This is a genomic window from Streptomyces sp. Wb2n-11 (assembly GCF_001049855.1).
Classification (GTDB): domain Bacteria; phylum Actinomycetota; class Actinomycetes; order Streptomycetales; family Streptomycetaceae; genus Streptomyces; species Streptomyces altiplanensis.
In genome coordinates, this window is sequence record NZ_CVPB01000001.1 from 2,900,854 (window position 1) to 2,916,095 (window position 15,242).

Here is a 15,242-nt window from a genome sequence, read left to right on the forward strand (position 1 = left end):
CGGTGGAGTCGACGCGCTCAGGCGTCCTTGGACTCGCCCTCGGCAGCCTCGGCGGCCGGAGCGTCGTCCTGGGCAGCCTCGTCCTTCTTGGCTGCGTCTTCCTTGACCGCACGCTTCGTCGCGGCCTCGGCCTCACCGGTGGCCTGCTGGGCCACGGTCAGGGCCTCGACGAGCTCGATGACCGCCATCGGGGCGTTGTCGCCACGACGGTTGCCGATCTTCGTGATGCGGGTGTAACCACCGGGGCGGTTCTCGTACCGCGGAGCGATCTCGGTGAAGAGCGTGTGGACGACGCTCTTGTCCGTGATCGTCTGCAGCACCAGGCGACGGTTGTGGATGTCGCCCTTCTTCGCCTTGGTGACCAGACGCTCGGCGACGGGGCGCAGGCGGCGGGCCTTGGCCTCGGTCGTCGTGATGCGGCCGTGCTCGAACAGCGACTTCGCCAGGTTGGCGAGGAGCAGACGCTCGTGCGCGGCGCTGCCGCCCAGACGGGCACCCTTTGCGGGACGCGGCATGGTGTTTCTCCTAGTGTCTGCACCGGCCGTATCAGGTACCGGTGTCAGTTACCGACGAGCTAGTGCCCGCCGGAAGTGCTTAGTACTGCTCGGTCTCGACGAAACCGGCGTCCGCGTCGTCGTCGGCGCCGAAGGCGTCGGCGGCGGCGGTCGGGTCGAATCCGGGCGGGCTGTCCTTGAGGGCCAGGCCCATGCCGGCCAGCTTCGCCTTGACCTCGTCGATCGACTTCGCACCGAAGTTGCGGATGTCGAGCAGGTCGGCCTCGGAACGCGCCACGAGCTCACCCACGGAGTGGATGCCCTCGCGCTTGAGGCAGTTGTACGAACGAACGGTGAGCTCGAGCTCCTCGATCGGCAGCGCCAGATCGGCGGCGAGCGCGGCGTCCGTCGGGGACGGGCCCATGTCGATGCCCTCGGCGTCGATGTTGAGCTCGCGCGCCAGACCGAACAGCTCGACCAGGGTCTTGCCGGCGGACGCCATGGCGTCACGCGGGCGCATGGCCTGCTTGGTCTCGACGTCGACGATCAGCTTGTCGAAGTCGGTGCGCTGCTCGACACGGGTCGCCTCGACCTTGTACGTGACCTTGAGCACCGGCGAGTAGATGGAGTCGACCGGGATACGGCCGATCTCCTGGCCCACCTGCTTGTTCTGGACGGCGGAGACGTAGCCGCGACCGCGCTCGACGGTCAGCTCCATCTCCAGCTTGCCCTTGCCGTTGAGCGTGGCGAGCACCAGGTCGGGGTTGTGCACCTCGACACCGGCCGGCGGGGCGATGTCAGCAGCGGTGACCAGGCCCGGGCCCTGCTTGCGCAGGTACATCACGACGGGCTCGTCGTGCTCGCTGGAGACGACCAGCTGCTTGATGTTGAGAATGAGGTCGGTGACGTCCTCCTTGACACCCGGCACGGTGGTGAACTCGTGCAGGACGCCGTCGATCCGGATGCTGGTGACAGCGGCACCGGGGATCGAGGAGAGGAGCGTACGGCGAAGGGAGTTGCCGAGGGTGTAACCGAAGCCCGGCTCGAGGGGCTCGATCACGAACCGCGAGCGGTACTCGTCGACGACCTCTTCGGTCAGCGACGGACGCTGAGCGATAAGCATGAGAAATGCCTCCAGTCTTGGCACCCACTATTTGATGCCAACTACTACAAGGGTACGGGCGGCACGGCCCGGAAGGGCCGTGCCGCCCGAGTACAGCGCGCACGGAGGGAAGGTCGGTCTTCACTCCGTGCGCACTGCAACAACCAGAGTCGGACGCGGAGCGTCAGACGCGGCGGCGCTTGGGGGGGCGGCAGCCGTTGTGCGGGGTGGGGGTGACGTCCTGGATCGAACCGACCTCGAGGCCGGTGGCCTGGAGGGAGCGGATCGCGGTCTCACGGCCGGAGCCGGGACCCTTGACGAAGACGTCGACCTTGCGCATGCCGTGCTCCTGCGCGCGACGGGCAGCCGACTCGGCGGCCATCTGCGCGGCGAAGGGGGTGGACTTGCGCGAGCCCTTGAAGCCGACGTGGCCGGCGGAGGCCCAGGAGATCACGTTGCCCGTGGGGTCGGTGATCGAGACGATCGTGTTGTTGAACGTGCTCTTGATGTGGGCGTGCCCGTGAGCGACGTTCTTCTTTTCCTTGCGGCGCACCTTCTTGGCGGCGCCCTGACGACCCTTGGGGGGCATCTATATCTCCTACGGGAGGTGGTCGGTCCTACAGCGAAGACCGCTGATGAGCGTCCGGCTGAGGACTACTTCTTGCCCGGCTTCTTCTTGCCGGCGATCGCGCGACGCGGACCCTTGCGGGTACGGGCGTTCGTGCTGGTGCGCTGGCCGTGAACCGGGAGGCCGCGGCGGTGACGCAGACCCTGGTAGGAGCCGATCTCGACCTTGCGGCGGATGTCGGCCTGCACCTCGCGACGGAGGTCACCCTCGGTCTTGAAGTTCACGTCAACGTACTCGCGGATCTTGACCAGGTCCTCTTCGGCCAGGTCGCGAACGCGCGTGTCGGGGTTCACGCCGGTAGCGGCGAGCGTCTGCTGGGCACGGGTGCGACCGATGCCGAAGACGTAGGTGAGGGCGACCTCGATACGCTTTTCGCGCGGGAGGTCAACGCCTTCAAGGCGTGCCATTCATGGCTCCTGTTTGCTTGGAGGTCTTCCGCAGAACCGTTCCGTGGCCGCCGACCCCTCCCTCGAAGGGAGCGGTACGGACCAGGTCCCCGGCCTCCGCCGGAGGTGTCAGCACCCGTGGGCACTGGGTTCTGCGTATGTACGTATTTACGTGCGTCGCGCGAAGTTCTGCGAGATGCAGGGGGTCGTGCGTCAGCCCTGGCGCTGCTTGTGGCGCAGGTTTTCGCAGATGACCATGACCCGGCCGTGACGGCGGATCACCTTGCACTTGTCGCAGATCTTCTTGACGCTCGGCTTGACCTTCATGGGATGTGAGGTTCTCCGGGTCAGTGCCACCACCCCGTGGAACACGGGGTGCGGGCAAGATCTACTTGTACCGGTAGACGATCCGGCCACGCGTCAGGTCGTACGGAGAGAGCTCCACGACGACCCGGTCATCCGGGAGGATGCGGATGTAGTGCATACGCATCTTGCCGCTGATGTGCGCGAGGACCTTGTGACCGTTCTGCAGTTCCACCTTGAACATTGCGTTCGGGAGGGACTCGATCACGGTGCCCTCGATTTCGATGGCACCTTGCTTCTTGGCCACGCTTCGCCCTTCGAATCGGCTACCTTGATCGACTCTCGCATCCGCATGCAGGCATACGGGTACACGCGAGCCGACGAGTCAGTCTACGTCAGGCTCCCGGAAAAGACGAATCCGGGGAGTTTGCCCAGCAGTGGAGATCGTTAAGCGGTTCAGGCCAGGGGATCGGGCGCGGCCGTCACGCCGTACTCCGCCAGCTTGGCCCTGCCGCCGTCCGGAGAGGTGAGGACCAGCGGCCCCTCCTCCGTCAGCGCCACCGAGTGCTCCCAGTGGGAGGACCAGGTCCCGTCGGTGGTGACGACGGTCCAGTTGTCCTCCAGGACGTCCGTCTGCGCCGTACCGAGGCTCACCATCGGCTCGATCGCCAGACAGAAGCCGGGAACCAGCTTCGGACCCTTGCCGCGCTTGCGCGTGACGTAGTTCAGCAGGTGCGGGTCCATGTGCATCTCGGAGCCGATGCCGTGGCCGCCGTAGTCCTCGATGATCCCGTACTTGCCCGTCGCCGGACGCGGCTGGCGGCGGATGTACGACTCGATCGCCTTGGAGATGTCGACGAGCCGGTTGCCCAGCTTCATCGCGGCGAGCCCGGCCCACATCGACTCCTCGGTCACCCGGGAGAGCTCGATCAGCTCGGGCGCGTGCCCCGTGCCCACGAAGGCGGTGTATGCCGCGTCGCCGTGCCAGCCGTCGACGATCGCGCCGGCGTCGATCGAGATGATGTCGCCGTCCTTGAGGACCGTCTTCTCGTCCGGGATGCCGTGGACGACGACCTCGTTGACCGACGTGCAGATCGTGGCGGGGAACCCGCCGTACCCGAGGAAGTTCGACTTCGCACCGTGCTCGGCGAGCACCTTGCGCGACACCTCGTCCAGGTCCTTGGTGGTGGCGCCCGGCACGGCCGCCTCACGCGTGGCCGCGTGGACGGCGGCGACGACCAGCCCCGCCTCGCGCATCTTCGCGATCTGCTCGGGGGTTTTGATCTCCACCATGAGTGTGCCTTCCGCATTCGCTGTCACTACGTACTACCCGCCCAACAGTACGGCCGCGGCGCCTCTCGGACACCGCGGCCGCAACCGTTGTACTGCTGCTCGGTCAGCCCTCGGCGGAGGACTTCTTCAGAGCTTCCATCGCACGCTTGGTCACTTCGTCGACCTTGCCCAGCGCGGAGATGGTGACCACCAGGCCCTGAGTCTTGTAGTGGTCGATGATCGGCTCGGTCTCGCTGTGGTAGACCTCCAGCCGGCGCCGCACCGTTTCCTCGGTGTCGTCTCCGCGCTGGTAGAGCTCACCGCCGCAGGCGTCGCAGACGCCGTCCTGCCGGGGCGGGCTGTACGTCACGTGGAAGACGTGGCTGGAGTCGTTGCGGCAGATGCGGCGGCCCGCGATCCGCTTCACCACCTCGTCCTCGGGGACTTCGAGGTCCAGTACGGCGTCCAGCTTCTGGCCCTCGGCCTTCAGCGTCTCGTCGAGCGCCACCGCCTGGGAGACGTTCCGCGGAAAGCCGTCCAGCAGGAAGCCGCCCTCGGCGTCGGGCTGGTCCATGCGGTCCTTGGCCATCCCGATGGTGACCTCGTCCGGAACCAGGTTGCCGGCGTCCATGAAGGCCTTCGCCTGCTTGCCGAGGGCCGTGCCCTGGCTGATGTTGGCGCGGAAGAGGTCGCCCGTGGAGATGTGCGGGATCGACAGGTTCTTGGCAAGGAACGCGGCCTGCGTTCCCTTGCCGGCACCGGGCGGCCCGACGAGGACGATTCGCATCAGCGGAGGAACCCTTCGTAATTGCGCTGCTGGAGCTGGCTCTCGATCTGCTTCACGGTCTCCAGGCCCACACCCACGATGATGAGGATGCTTGTTCCACCGAAGGGGAAGTCCTGGTTCGCGCCGAAGCCCGCCAACGCCATCGTCGGCACAAGAGCGATCAGACCCAGATACAGCGAGCCCGGCCAAGTGATCCGGTTGAGCACATAGCTCAGGTACTCGGCGGTAGGCCGACCTGCCCGGATACCCGGGATGAAGCCACCATACTTCTTCATGTTGTCGGCGACTTCCTCGGGGTTGAACGAGATCGCCACGTAGAAGAAGGCGAAGAACACGATCAACAGGAAGTACGTGGCGACGTAGATGGGCTTGCCGTCGACGAAGTTCGCCTGGATCCAGGTGCCCCAGCCGGAGTTTCCACCGCCGCCGCTGAACTGGACGATCAGCATGGGGATGTAGAGCAGCGACGACGCGAAGATGACCGGGATCACACCGGCCTGGTTGACCTTCAGCGGGATGTACGTGGACGTACCGCCGTAGGACTTCCGGCCGATCATGCGCTTCGCGTACTGCACGGGGATCCTGCGCTGTGCCTGCTCGACGAAGACCACGAGGCCGACCATCGCGAAGCCGACCAGGATCACGATGCCGAACTCGATCCAGCCGTTGGCCAGCTCGCCCGACTCCTTGATGGCCCACAGTGCGCCCGGGAAGCCGGCGGCGATCGAGATGAACATCAGGATCGACATGCCGTTGCCGATGCCGCGGTCGGTGACGAGCTCACCGAGCCACATGACGGCCGCGGTGCCCGCGGTCATCGTGACGACCATCACGATGGTGACGAAGATGGACTTGTCCGGAACGATCTGGCCCGCGACGGGACAGCCCTGGAAGATCGCGCCGTTACGGGCGGTGGCCACCAGACCGGTGCCCTGGAGCACGGCGAGGGCGACCGTCAGGTAACGCGTGTACTGCGTGATCTTGGCGGTACCGGACTGCCCCTCCTTCTTGAGGGCCTCCAGTCGCGGAATCACCACGGTCAGAAGCTGGAGGATGATGCTCGCCGTGATGTACGGCATGATGCCGAGCGCGAAGATCGTGATCTGCAGCAGGGCGCCGCCGCTGAACAGATTGACGAGCCCGAAGAGCCCGCCCGTCTGAGCCTGGTCGACACAGATCTGCACGTTCTTGTAGTTGACGCCGGGAACCGGAACGTGGGCCCCGAGCCTGTACAACACGATGATGCCCAGTGTGAAGAGCAGCTTCTTGCGCAGGTCGGGCGTCTTGAACGCCCGGGCGAACGCGGTGAGCACGGTGCCTCCTGCGACCCCCGCGCTACTGCGTCAGAGGTGACGGTATTGAGGATCGACGAATCCGACGGAACAACGAGTGCAACGAATACAAAGCAGTCAAAAGCCGTGCGGACACACCGCACGGAAGTTAACGGTGCACGCCACCATACCGGCGACCATGCCCCCCTAGGAACGACCAACCGGGGATGCCCCTTATGTGAGGCATCCCCGGTCGATGTTCAAGCCATCGGGCTCGTCTCTCAGACGAGCTCGGTGACGGTGCCGCCAGCGGCAGCGATCTTCTCCTTGGCGGAGGCGGAAACGGCGTCAACCGTCACCGTCAGCGCCACGGAGACCTCGCCGGCGCCGAGCACCTTGACGAGCTGGTTCTTACGCACCGCACCCTTGGCGACCAGGTCGGCCACCGTGACCTCTCCACCCTGCGGGTAGAGGTCGGCGAGCTTGTCCAGGTTCACGACCTGGTACTCGGTGCGGAACGGGTTCTTGAAGCCCTTGAGCTTCGGGAGACGCATGTGGAGGGGCATCTGCCCGCCCTCGAAGCGCTCCGGAACCTGGTAACGGGCCTTGGTGCCCTTGGTACCACGACCTGCGGTCTTACCCTTGGACGCCTCACCACGACCCACACGGGTCTTGGCGGTCTTGGCGCCCGGGGCGGGCCGGAGGTTGTGGACCTTCAGCGGGTTGTTCTCCGCCATGTCAGTCGACCTCCTCAACCGTCACGAGGTGGCGGACGGTGTGAACCATTCCGCGGAACTCGGGGCGGTCCTCCTTGACAACCACGTCGTTCAGGCGCTTGAGCCCGAGCGAACGCAGGGTGTCGCGGTGGTTCTGCTTGCTGCCGATGTACGACTTCGTCTGCGTGATCTGGAGACGGGCCATTACGCACCCGCTCCCGCACGCGCACGCAGCAGGGCCGCGGGGGCCACGTCCTCGAGGGGCAGACCACGGCGAGCCGCGATCTCCTCGGGACGCTGCAGACCCTTGAGGGCCGTCACAGTCGCGTGGACGATGTTGATGGGGTTCGACGAGCCGAGCGACTTCGACAGGATGTCGTGAACGCCGGCGCACTCGAGCACGGCACGCACCGGGCCACCGGCGATAACGCCGGTACCGGGGGAAGCCGGCTTGAGCAGGACGACGCCCGCAGCCTTCTCGCCCTGAATCGGGTGAGGGATGGTGCCCTGGATGCGCGGAACCTTGAAGAAGGACTTCTTGGCCTCTTCAACGCCCTTGGCAATGGCCGCGGGAACTTCCTTGGCCTTGCCGTATCCGACGCCTACAGTGCCGTCACCGTCGCCCACCACGACCAGCGCGGTGAAGCTGAAGCGGCGACCACCCTTGACAACCTTGGCGACACGGTTGATCGCGACAACGCGCTCAACGTAAGCGGTCTTCTCGGCGGCAGCGCCACCGTCGCGACCCTTCCGGTCCCGCCGCTCGCCGCCACCGGCACCGCTTCCGCGGCGCTGGGGTCCAGCCATTGGATTTACCTCTCTCTGTTACGTCCGTTAGTCCCGGAACCGGGGCTTAGAACTTCAGCCCGGCTTCGCGGGCGGCGTCAGCCAGAGCGGCAATGCGCCCGGCGTACCTGTTGCCACCACGGTCGAACACGACGGCCTCGACGCCGGCAGCCTTCGCGCGCTCGGCGACGAGCGCACCCACCTGCTGGGCCTGGGCGCTCTTGTCGCCCTCGCCACCACGGATCGAGGTGTCCAGGGTCGACGCCGACGCGAGCGTGTGGCCCGCGATGTCGTCGATGACCTGCGCAACGATGTTGCGGTTGGAACGCGTCACGACCAGGCGCGGACGCTCCGGCGTACCGGAGACGTGCTTGCGGACCCGGATGTGGCGGCGCTTGATGGCAGCGCGCTTGTACGCGTCACCCTTGGCGATCTTCACACCGTATGCCATGGCTTACTTACCCGCCTTTCCAACCTTGCGGCGGATAACCTCGCCGGCGTACTTGACGCCCTTGGCCTTGTACGGGTCGGGCTTCCGCAGCTTGCGGATGTTCGCGGCGACCTCGCCGACCTTCTGCTTGTCGATGCCCTCGACGCTGAGCTTCGTGGGCGACTCGACCTTGAAGGTGATGCCCTCGGGGGCCTCGACGACGATCGGGTGGCTGTAGCCCAGGGCGAACTCCAGGTTGGAGCCCTTCGCCTGGACGCGGTAACCGACACCGCTGATCTCGAGCGCCTTGCTGTAACCCGTGGTCACGCCGGTGATCATGTTCGCCACCAGCGTGCGGGACAGGCCGTGGAGGGCCTTGTTCTGACGCTCGTCGTTGGGGCGCAGCACCGAGAGGGTGCCGTCCTCGCCCTTGGTGACCTCGATCGGCGCAGCGACGGTGTGCGAGAGGGAACCCTTGGGGCCCTTCACCGCGACCGTGCGGCCATCGATGGTGACGTCCACACCGGCGGGAACCTGGATGGGGAGCTTGCCGATTCGCGACATTAGCTTTTCCTCCGTTCCCGACTACCAGACGTAGGCGAGGACTTCCCCACCTACGCCCTTCTTGCCTGCCTGCTGGCCGGTCAGGAGACCGTGGGACGTGGAGATGATCGCCACGCCCAGGCCGCCGAGGACCTTCGGCAGGTTGGTGGACTTCGCGTACACGCGCAGACCCGGCTTCGAGATCCGCTTGATGCCCGCGATGGAGCGCTCACGGTTCGGGCCGAACTTCAGCTCGAGGACGAGGGACTTGCCGACTTCGGCGTCCTCGACCTTCCAGCCGGTGATGAAGCCCTCCTGCTGGAGGATCTCCGCGATGTGCGACTTGATCTTGCTGTGCGGCATAGCCACGGTGTCGTGGTACGCCGAGTTCGCGTTACGCAGACGAGTCAGCATGTCCGCGATCGGATCAGTCATGGTCATGAATTGGCCTTCGGCCTCTCTCGCCGGGGTTTCCTGTATGCGCCATCCCTCTCCCCACTCAGTGGCGGGACGGGTGCGGTGCGGGGACCTACGGCGTAGTAAGTCGGTCAGGGCGGCAGGCGCCCAACCCTTCAAGCCTACGGCATGCGGGGGTGGGCTCCTGCCGACCAGATACTTACCGAGAGCTTCGGGTAATCCGTACGCCCAAAGGGCAGTACAGGACTACCAGGAGCTCTTGGTCACGCCCGGCAGCTCGCCACGGTGAGCCATCTCACGAAGGCACACGCGGCACAGGCCGAACTTGCGGTAGACGGAGTGCGGCCGGCCGCAGCGCTGGCAGCGGGTGTACGCGCGCACACCGAACTTCGGCTTGCGGGCGGCCTTAGCGATCAGAGCCTTCTTCGCCACGGTCAGTTCTCCTTGAACGGGAAGCCGAGGTGACGAAGGAGGGCACGACCCTCGTCGTCGTTGGTCGCCGTGGTGACCACGGTGATGTCCATGCCCCGGACCCGGTCGATCTTGTCCTGGTCGATCTCGTGGAACATGACCTGCTCCGTGAGACCGAACGTGTAGTTGCCACGGCCGTCGAACTGCTTCGGCGACAGACCACGGAAGTCACGGATACGCGGCAGCGCGAGCGACAGCGTACGGTCCAGGAACTCCCACATGCGGTCACCGCGGAGGGTGACGTGGCAGCCGATCGGCTGACCCTCGCGCAGCTTGAACTGCGCGATGGACTTCCGGGCCTTGGTGACGGCCGGCTTCTGACCCGTGATCGTGGTGAGGTCGCGGATGGCGCCGTCGATCAGCTTGGAGTCGCGGGCGGCGTCGCCCACACCCATGTTGACCACGATCTTGACGAGACCGGGGATCTGCATGACGTTCTCGTACGAGAACTCTTCACGCAGCTTGCCCGCGATCTCCTCGCGGTAGCGCAGCTTGAGGCGCGGTGCGGTGGTGGTAGTCATCAGATGTCCTCACCAGTCCGCTTGGCAACGCGGATCTTGTTGCCCTCGTCGTCAAAGCGGTAGCCGACGCGGGTAACGACCTTCTTGCCGTCCTTCTCAACAACCAGCTGCACGTTGCTGACGTGGACCGGAGCCTCGGTCGTCACAATGCCACCGGTCTGCGAACCGCGAGCGGTCTGGCCGGCCTTGGTGTGCTTCTTGACCCGGTTGACACCCTCGACGAGGACGCGGTTCTCGCGGGGGAAGGCCACGATGACCTTGCCCTGCTTGCCCTTGTCCTTACCGGTGATGACCTGAACCAGGTCGCCCTTCTTGATCTTCATGCTTACAGCACCTCCGGCGCGAGCGAGATGATCTTCATGAACTTCTTCTCGCGCAGCTCACGGCCCACCGGGCCGAAGATACGGGTGCCACGAGGGTCGCCGTCGTTCTTGAGAATGACAGCGGCGTTCTCGTCGAAGCGGATGTACGAGCCGTCCTGGCGGCGGCGCTCCTTGACGGTGCGAACGATGACAGCCTTGACGACGTCACCCTTCTTCACGTTGCCGCCGGGGATCGCGTCCTTGACGGTGGCGACGATGACGTCACCGATGCCCGCGTAGCGGCGACCCGAGCCACCGAGAACACGGATGGTGAGAATTTCCTTCGCACCCGTGTTGTCGGCGACACGCAGTCGCGACTCCTGCTGGATCACGTCTATCTCCTGATCGTCTGCCGGTTCCCGGCAGGGGCTTCATCGCTGAAGCCCCTGCCGAGCCTGGCGGAACTGACCTGAAGGCTTGAGCCTTCAGGAATTACTTGGCCTTCTCGAGGATCTCGACGATGCGCCAGCGCTTGCTCGCCGACAGCGGACGCGTCTCCATGATGAGGACGCGGTCGCCGACGCCTGCGGCGTTGGACTCGTCGTGAGCCTTGAGCTTGTTCGTACGGCGGATGACCTTGCCGTACAGGGCGTGCTTGACGCGATCCTCGACAGCGACGACGACAGTCTTGTCCATCTTGTCGCTGACGACGAGACCCTCACGGGTCTTGCGGAATCCGCGCTGCTCAGTCGTCTCAGTCACATTCTTCTCGCTCATCAGGCGCTCTCCACCGTCTCGATGCCCAGCTCGCGCTCGCGCATCAGGGTGTAGATCCGGGCGATGTCCTTACGGACGGACTTGAGCCGGCCGTGGTTCTCGAGCTGTCCGGTCGCCGCCTGGAAGCGGAGGTTGAACAGTTCTTCCTTGGCCTCACGGAGCTTCGCGACGAGGTCCTCGTCGTTGAGCTCGCGCAGCTCGGTCGCCTTGGTACCGGCCGCCATCACGACTCACCTGCCTCGCGCCGAACAATCCGGCACTTCATCGGAAGCTTGTGAGCAGCGCGGGTGAGCGCCTCACGAGCAATCTTCTCGTTCGGGTAGGACAGCTCGAACATGACCCGGCCCGGGTGCACGTTCGCGATCCACCACTCGGGAGAACCCTTACCGGAACCCATGCGGGTCTCGGCGGGCTTCTTCGTCAGCGGACGGTCCGGGTAGATGTTGATCCAGACCTTGCCGCCACGCTTGATGTGGCGGGTCATCGCAATACGAGCAGCCTCGATCTGGCGGTTCGTCACGTAGGCCGGGGTCAGCGCCTGGATGCCGTACTCGCCGAATGCGACCTCAGTGCCACCCTTCGCCATACCACGGCGCTTGGGGTGGTGCTGCTTGCGGTGCTTGACCCTACGAGGGATCAGCATTTCGGTCAGGCCTCCGTTCCGGTGCTCTCAGCCGGAGCAGCGGCGGCGGGAGCGTCGGCCTTGGGGGCCTCTGCTGCCGGTGCGCCCTGCTGCGGCTTGCGGCCGCGGCCGCCACGCTCGCCACCACGACCACCACGGCCACCGGCCGGACGGTCGGCCGCGCCGCCACCACGGGCCGGGCGGTTACCCGCACGGGCCGCAGCGTTCTCGGCACGGACCTCGGCGATGTTCTTGACGTCGCCCTTGTAGATCCAGACCTTCACGCCGATACGGCCGAAGGTGGTCTTGGCCTCGAAGAAGCCGTAGTCCACGTTCGCGCGCAGCGTGTGCAGCGGCACACGACCCTCGCGGTAGAACTCGGACCGGGACATCTCGGCGCCGCCGAGACGGCCACCACACTGGATCTTGATGCCCTTGGCGCCGGCCTTCATCGTGCCCTGCATGCTCTTACGCATGGCGCGACGGAAGGAGACGCGGGAGGAGAGCTGCTCGGCGACGGCCTGGGCGACCAGCTGAGCGTCCATCTCGGGGTTCTTGACCTCGAGGATGTTCAGCTGGACCTGCTTGCCCGTGAGCTTCTCGAGGTCACCGCGGATGCGGTCGGCCTCGGCGCCACGGCGGCCGATGACGATGCCCGGACGAGCGGTGTGGATGTCCACACGCACGCGGTCACGGGTGCGCTCGATCTCAACCTTCGAGATGCCGGCGCGCTCCATGCCGGACGTCATCATCCTGCGGATGGCGACGTCTTCCTTGACGTAGTCCTTGTACAGCTTGTCGGCGTACCAACGGGACTTGAAGTCCGTGGTGATGCCGAGCCGGAACCCGTGCGGGTTTACCTTCTGGCCCATTACCGGGAACCTTCCTTGCTGCTGACGACCACGGTGATGTGGCTGGTCCGCTTGCGGATCCGGTAGGCACGGCCCTGAGCGCGCGGACGGAACCGCTTCAGGGTCGGGCCCTCGTCGACGTACGCCTCGCTGATGACCAGCGAGGAGGCGTCCGTGTGGTCGTAGTTGTGCGCGGCGTTGGCAATGGCGCTGTCAAGCACCTTGCCTACCGGCACGCTGGCGGCCTGCGGGGCGAAACGCAGGACCGCCTGGGCCTCCGTGGCATCCATGCCACGGATAAGGTCCACCACGCGGCGGGCCTTCATGGGCGTGACGCGGATGTACCGCGCCTGGGCCCTGGCTTCCATGGTTGTCCCTTCGGTGTCGTTCATAGTCATCGCACCCCGCCTTAGCGGCGCTTCGACTTGCGGTCGTCCTTGACGTGGCCGCGGAAGGTGCGGGTCGGCGCAAACTCGCCGAGCTTGTGGCCGACCATCGACTCGGTGACGAACACCGGGACGTGAATCTTGCCGTTGTGCACCGCGATGGTGTGACCCAGCATGGCCGGGGTGATCATCGAGCGCCGGGACCAGGTCTTGATGACGTTCTTGGTGCCTGCCTCGTTCTGTACGTCCACCTTCTTGATGAGGTGTCCGTCGACGAAGGGCCCCTTCTTGAGACTACGCGGCATCTAAACCCGCTCCTAGCGCTTCTTGTTCGACTTGCGGCGGCGGACGATGTACTTGCTCGATGCCTTCTTCGGCGAGCGAGTACGACCTTCCTTCTGACCCCACGGGCTGACCGGGTGGCGACCACCGGAGGTCTTGCCCTCACCGCCACCGTGCGGGTGGTCGACGGGGTTCATCGCGACACCACGAACGGTCGGGCGGACGCCCTTCCAGCGCATGCGGCCGGCCTTGCCCCAGTTGATGTTCGACTGCTCGGCGTTGCCGACCTCGCCAATCGTGGCGCGGCAGCGGGCGTCGACCAGGCGGATCTCACCGGAAGGCATACGAAGGTGGGCCATCGTGCCCTCCTTCGCCAGCAGCTGCACGGAGGCACCCGCGGAACGGGCGAACTTCGCACCGCCGCCGGGCCGCAGCTCGATGGCGTGGATGGTCGTACCGACCGGGATGTTGCGCAGCGCCAGGTTGTTGCCGGGCTTGATGTCGGCGCCAGGGCCGTTCTCAATCCGGTCACCCTGCGTGAGGCCACGCGGCGCGATGATGTAGCGCTTCTCGCCGTCTGCGTAGTGCAGGAGCGCGATGCGCGCGGTGCGGTTCGGGTCGTACTCGATGTGCGCGACCTTCGCCGGCACGCCGTCCTTGTCGTGACGACGGAAGTCGATCACGCGGTAGGCGCGCTTGTGTCCGCCACCCTGGTGGCGAACGGTGATCCGACCGGCGTTGTTACGGCCGCCCTTGCTGTGCAGGGGGCGGACCAGCGACTTCTCCGGCGTGGACCGCGTGATCTCGACAAAGTCGGCTACGGAGGAGCCACGGCGGCCCGGCGTAGTCGGCTTGTACTTGCGGATTCCCATTTCTCAGTCCTCGTCCGATTCCGGACGACTCGACCTCCGTCAGGAGGTCGGGCCGCCGAAGATGTCGATACGGTCGCCCTCGGCGAGGGTCACGATGGCGCGCTTGGTGTCAGCGCGCTTGCCGAAGCCGGTCTTGGTCCGCTTGCGCTTGCCCTGCCGGTTGATCGTGTTGACCCCGGTGACCTTGACCCCGAAGACCGCCTGGACGGCCTGCTTGATCTGGGTCTTGTTGGAGCCGGGCGCGACGATGAACGTGTACTTGTTCTCGTCGAGCAGCGCGTAGCTCTTCTCGGAAACAACCGGCTTGACGAGGACGTCGCGCGGGTCCGTGAAGGTCTTGCTGGTTACGTTCGTCTCAGCCATCAGACGTCGCTCCCTTCGGTCTCATCGGCCTTGGTGGGGCCAGACACGAAAGACTCGAAGGCGGCCTGGGTGAAGACCACGTCGTCGGAGACGAGCACGTCGTACGTGTTCAGCTGGCCCGGCTCCAGGAGGTGCACCTGGGGCAGGTTGCGGGCGGACAGCCACGCGGCCTCGTCCGAACGCTCGGCGACCAGGAGCACGTGCTTGCGCTCGCTGACCTTGCCCAGCAGGGACTTCGCGGCCTTCGTGGAAACCGCACCCTCGACCACGCCGGAGACGACGTGGATGCGAGCGTTGCGGGCCCGGTCGGTGAGGGCGCCACGCAGAGCGGCGGCCTTCATCTTCTTGGGCGTGCGCTGCGAGTAGTCACGCGGCTGCGGGCCGTGGACGACGCCACCGCCGGCGAACTGCGGGGCGCGGGTCGAACCCTGACGGGCGCGGCCGGTGCCCTTCTGGCGGTACGGCTTCCTGCCGCCACCGCGGACTTCGCCACGGCTCTTGGTCTTGTGCGTGCCCTGGCGGGCAGCGGCCAGCTGAGCGACGACGACCTGGTGGATCAGCGGAATGCTGACCTTGGCGTCGAAGATCTCCGCGGGGAGCTCGACCGTCCCGGTCTTGTCGCCTGCCGGCGAAAGGATGTCAATGGTGCTCATCGGTTCC

Annotated in this window: 28 protein-coding genes; all 28 read right to left on the reverse strand. The window is 65.9% G+C overall.

From position 1 onward, the window contains the following. Nucleotides 1-17: 17 nt before the first annotated feature. The 28 genes from rplQ to rplD all read right to left on the reverse strand — a co-directional run bounded on the left by rplQ (nt 18) and on the right by rplD (nt 15,235). Nucleotides 18-515, reverse strand: coding sequence for a 50S ribosomal protein L17 (gene rplQ, locus BN1555_RS12895; RefSeq protein ID WP_028812355.1), 498 nt, complete (start codon nt 513-515; stop codon nt 18-20). Between the two features lie 79 nt (nt 516-594). Then, complete coding sequence (locus BN1555_RS12900) at nt 595-1,617, reverse strand: DNA-directed RNA polymerase subunit alpha (protein ID WP_003956430.1); 1,023 nt, start codon at nt 1,615-1,617, stop codon at nt 595-597. A 163-nt stretch (nt 1,618-1,780) separates the two neighbouring features. Further along, complete coding sequence (gene rpsK / locus BN1555_RS12905; RefSeq protein WP_003948617.1) at nt 1,781-2,185, reverse strand: 30S ribosomal protein S11; 405 nt, start codon at nt 2,183-2,185, stop codon at nt 1,781-1,783. Between the two features lie 65 nt (nt 2,186-2,250). Then, nucleotides 2,251-2,631, reverse strand: coding sequence for a 30S ribosomal protein S13 (gene rpsM, locus BN1555_RS12910; RefSeq protein ID WP_093799536.1), 381 nt, complete (start codon nt 2,629-2,631; stop codon nt 2,251-2,253). 192 nt (nt 2,632-2,823) lie between these two features. Beyond that, nucleotides 2,824-2,937 (reverse strand): 50S ribosomal protein L36, encoded by a 114-nt coding sequence (rpmJ, locus tag BN1555_RS12915; RefSeq protein WP_009740505.1) that lies wholly within the window; start codon nt 2,935-2,937, stop codon nt 2,824-2,826. Nucleotides 2,938-2,998: 61 nt separating this feature from the next. Further along, nucleotides 2,999-3,220: a translation initiation factor IF-1 gene (infA, locus tag BN1555_RS12920; protein ID WP_003956442.1), complete on the reverse strand. Its 222-nt coding sequence runs from the start codon at nt 3,218-3,220 to the stop codon at nt 2,999-3,001. 149 nt (nt 3,221-3,369) lie between these two features. Continuing rightward, nucleotides 3,370-4,206, reverse strand: coding sequence for a type I methionyl aminopeptidase (gene map, locus BN1555_RS12925; RefSeq protein WP_093799537.1), 837 nt, complete (start codon nt 4,204-4,206; stop codon nt 3,370-3,372). A 103-nt stretch (nt 4,207-4,309) separates the two neighbouring features. Continuing rightward, the gene (locus tag BN1555_RS12930) at nt 4,310-4,972 is read right to left on the reverse strand and encodes an adenylate kinase (protein ID WP_093799538.1); all 663 of its coding nucleotides are present in this window, start codon (nt 4,970-4,972) and stop codon (nt 4,310-4,312) included. Next, on the reverse strand, nt 4,972-6,285 hold the full coding sequence (gene secY, locus BN1555_RS12935; RefSeq protein ID WP_093799539.1) for a preprotein translocase subunit SecY: 1,314 nt from the start codon (nt 6,283-6,285) through the stop codon (nt 4,972-4,974). The genes BN1555_RS12930 and secY overlap by 1 nt, the downstream gene beginning before the upstream one ends. A 239-nt stretch (nt 6,286-6,524) precedes the next feature. Continuing rightward, nucleotides 6,525-6,980, reverse strand: coding sequence for a 50S ribosomal protein L15 (rplO, locus tag BN1555_RS12940; RefSeq protein WP_028812360.1), 456 nt, complete (start codon nt 6,978-6,980; stop codon nt 6,525-6,527). A 1-nt stretch (nt 6,981) separates the two neighbouring features. After that, nucleotides 6,982-7,164, reverse strand: a complete 183-nt coding sequence (gene rpmD / locus BN1555_RS12945) for a 50S ribosomal protein L30 (RefSeq protein ID WP_028812361.1) — start codon at nt 7,162-7,164, stop codon at nt 6,982-6,984. After that, nucleotides 7,164-7,766, reverse strand: a complete 603-nt coding sequence (gene rpsE, locus BN1555_RS12950) for a 30S ribosomal protein S5 (protein ID WP_028812362.1) — start codon at nt 7,764-7,766, stop codon at nt 7,164-7,166. Before rpsE ends, rpmD begins: the two co-directional genes overlap by 1 nt. Nucleotides 7,767-7,812: 46 nt before the next feature. Then, complete coding sequence (rplR, locus tag BN1555_RS12955; RefSeq protein ID WP_093799540.1) at nt 7,813-8,196, reverse strand: 50S ribosomal protein L18; 384 nt, start codon at nt 8,194-8,196, stop codon at nt 7,813-7,815. Nucleotides 8,197-8,199: 3 nt separating this feature from the next. After that, nucleotides 8,200-8,739, reverse strand: coding sequence for a 50S ribosomal protein L6 (rplF, locus tag BN1555_RS12960; RefSeq protein ID WP_093799541.1), 540 nt, complete (start codon nt 8,737-8,739; stop codon nt 8,200-8,202). A gap of 21 nt (nt 8,740-8,760) precedes the next feature. Continuing rightward, complete coding sequence (gene rpsH, locus BN1555_RS12965) at nt 8,761-9,159, reverse strand: 30S ribosomal protein S8 (RefSeq protein ID WP_028812365.1); 399 nt, start codon at nt 9,157-9,159, stop codon at nt 8,761-8,763. 222 nt (nt 9,160-9,381) lie between these two features. Further along, nucleotides 9,382-9,567, reverse strand: a complete 186-nt coding sequence (locus BN1555_RS12975; RefSeq protein ID WP_003956452.1) for a type Z 30S ribosomal protein S14 — start codon at nt 9,565-9,567, stop codon at nt 9,382-9,384. A 2-nt stretch (nt 9,568-9,569) separates the two neighbouring features. Next, entirely contained in the window at nt 9,570-10,127 is a 558-nt protein-coding gene (gene rplE / locus BN1555_RS12980; RefSeq protein ID WP_028812366.1) for a 50S ribosomal protein L5, read from the reverse strand. Further along, nucleotides 10,127-10,450 carry a 50S ribosomal protein L24 gene (gene rplX / locus BN1555_RS12985; RefSeq protein ID WP_028812367.1) on the reverse strand — a complete coding sequence of 108 codons (324 nt, stop codon included), beginning with the start codon at nt 10,448-10,450 and terminating at the stop codon, nt 10,127-10,129. Before rplX ends, rplE begins: the two co-directional genes overlap by 1 nt. Before the next feature lie 2 nt (nt 10,451-10,452). Next, the gene (gene rplN / locus BN1555_RS12990) at nt 10,453-10,821 is read right to left on the reverse strand and encodes a 50S ribosomal protein L14 (protein ID WP_003966950.1); all 369 of its coding nucleotides are present in this window, start codon (nt 10,819-10,821) and stop codon (nt 10,453-10,455) included. A gap of 100 nt (nt 10,822-10,921) precedes the next feature. Next, the gene (rpsQ, locus tag BN1555_RS12995) at nt 10,922-11,206 is read right to left on the reverse strand and encodes a 30S ribosomal protein S17 (protein ID WP_028812368.1); all 285 of its coding nucleotides are present in this window, start codon (nt 11,204-11,206) and stop codon (nt 10,922-10,924) included. Continuing rightward, nucleotides 11,206-11,430 (reverse strand): 50S ribosomal protein L29, encoded by a 225-nt coding sequence (gene rpmC, locus BN1555_RS13000; protein ID WP_028812369.1) that lies wholly within the window; start codon nt 11,428-11,430, stop codon nt 11,206-11,208. The genes rpsQ and rpmC overlap by 1 nt, the downstream gene beginning before the upstream one ends. Then, a complete protein-coding gene (gene rplP / locus BN1555_RS13005) occupies nt 11,430-11,849 on the reverse strand; it encodes a 50S ribosomal protein L16 (protein WP_028812370.1) in 420 nt (139 codons plus the stop codon). Before rplP ends, rpmC begins: the two co-directional genes overlap by 1 nt. A gap of 5 nt (nt 11,850-11,854) precedes the next feature. Continuing rightward, a complete protein-coding gene (gene rpsC / locus BN1555_RS13010) occupies nt 11,855-12,700 on the reverse strand; it encodes a 30S ribosomal protein S3 (protein ID WP_028812371.1) in 846 nt (281 codons plus the stop codon). Then, complete coding sequence (gene rplV / locus BN1555_RS13015) at nt 12,700-13,047, reverse strand: 50S ribosomal protein L22 (protein ID WP_028812372.1); 348 nt, start codon at nt 13,045-13,047, stop codon at nt 12,700-12,702. Before rplV ends, rpsC begins: the two co-directional genes overlap by 1 nt. A gap of 41 nt (nt 13,048-13,088) precedes the next feature. After that, complete coding sequence (gene rpsS / locus BN1555_RS13020; protein WP_093799542.1) at nt 13,089-13,370, reverse strand: 30S ribosomal protein S19; 282 nt, start codon at nt 13,368-13,370, stop codon at nt 13,089-13,091. A 12-nt stretch (nt 13,371-13,382) separates the two neighbouring features. Then, entirely contained in the window at nt 13,383-14,219 is an 837-nt protein-coding gene (rplB, locus tag BN1555_RS13025; RefSeq protein ID WP_069927446.1) for a 50S ribosomal protein L2, read from the reverse strand. 39 nt (nt 14,220-14,258) lie between these two features. Next, on the reverse strand, nt 14,259-14,582 hold the full coding sequence (gene rplW, locus BN1555_RS13030) for a 50S ribosomal protein L23 (protein WP_093799543.1): 324 nt from the start codon (nt 14,580-14,582) through the stop codon (nt 14,259-14,261). Next, nucleotides 14,582-15,235: a 50S ribosomal protein L4 gene (rplD, locus tag BN1555_RS13035; RefSeq protein ID WP_093799544.1), complete on the reverse strand. Its 654-nt coding sequence runs from the start codon at nt 15,233-15,235 to the stop codon at nt 14,582-14,584. Before rplD ends, rplW begins: the two co-directional genes overlap by 1 nt. Nucleotides 15,236-15,242: the final 7 nt, after the last annotated feature.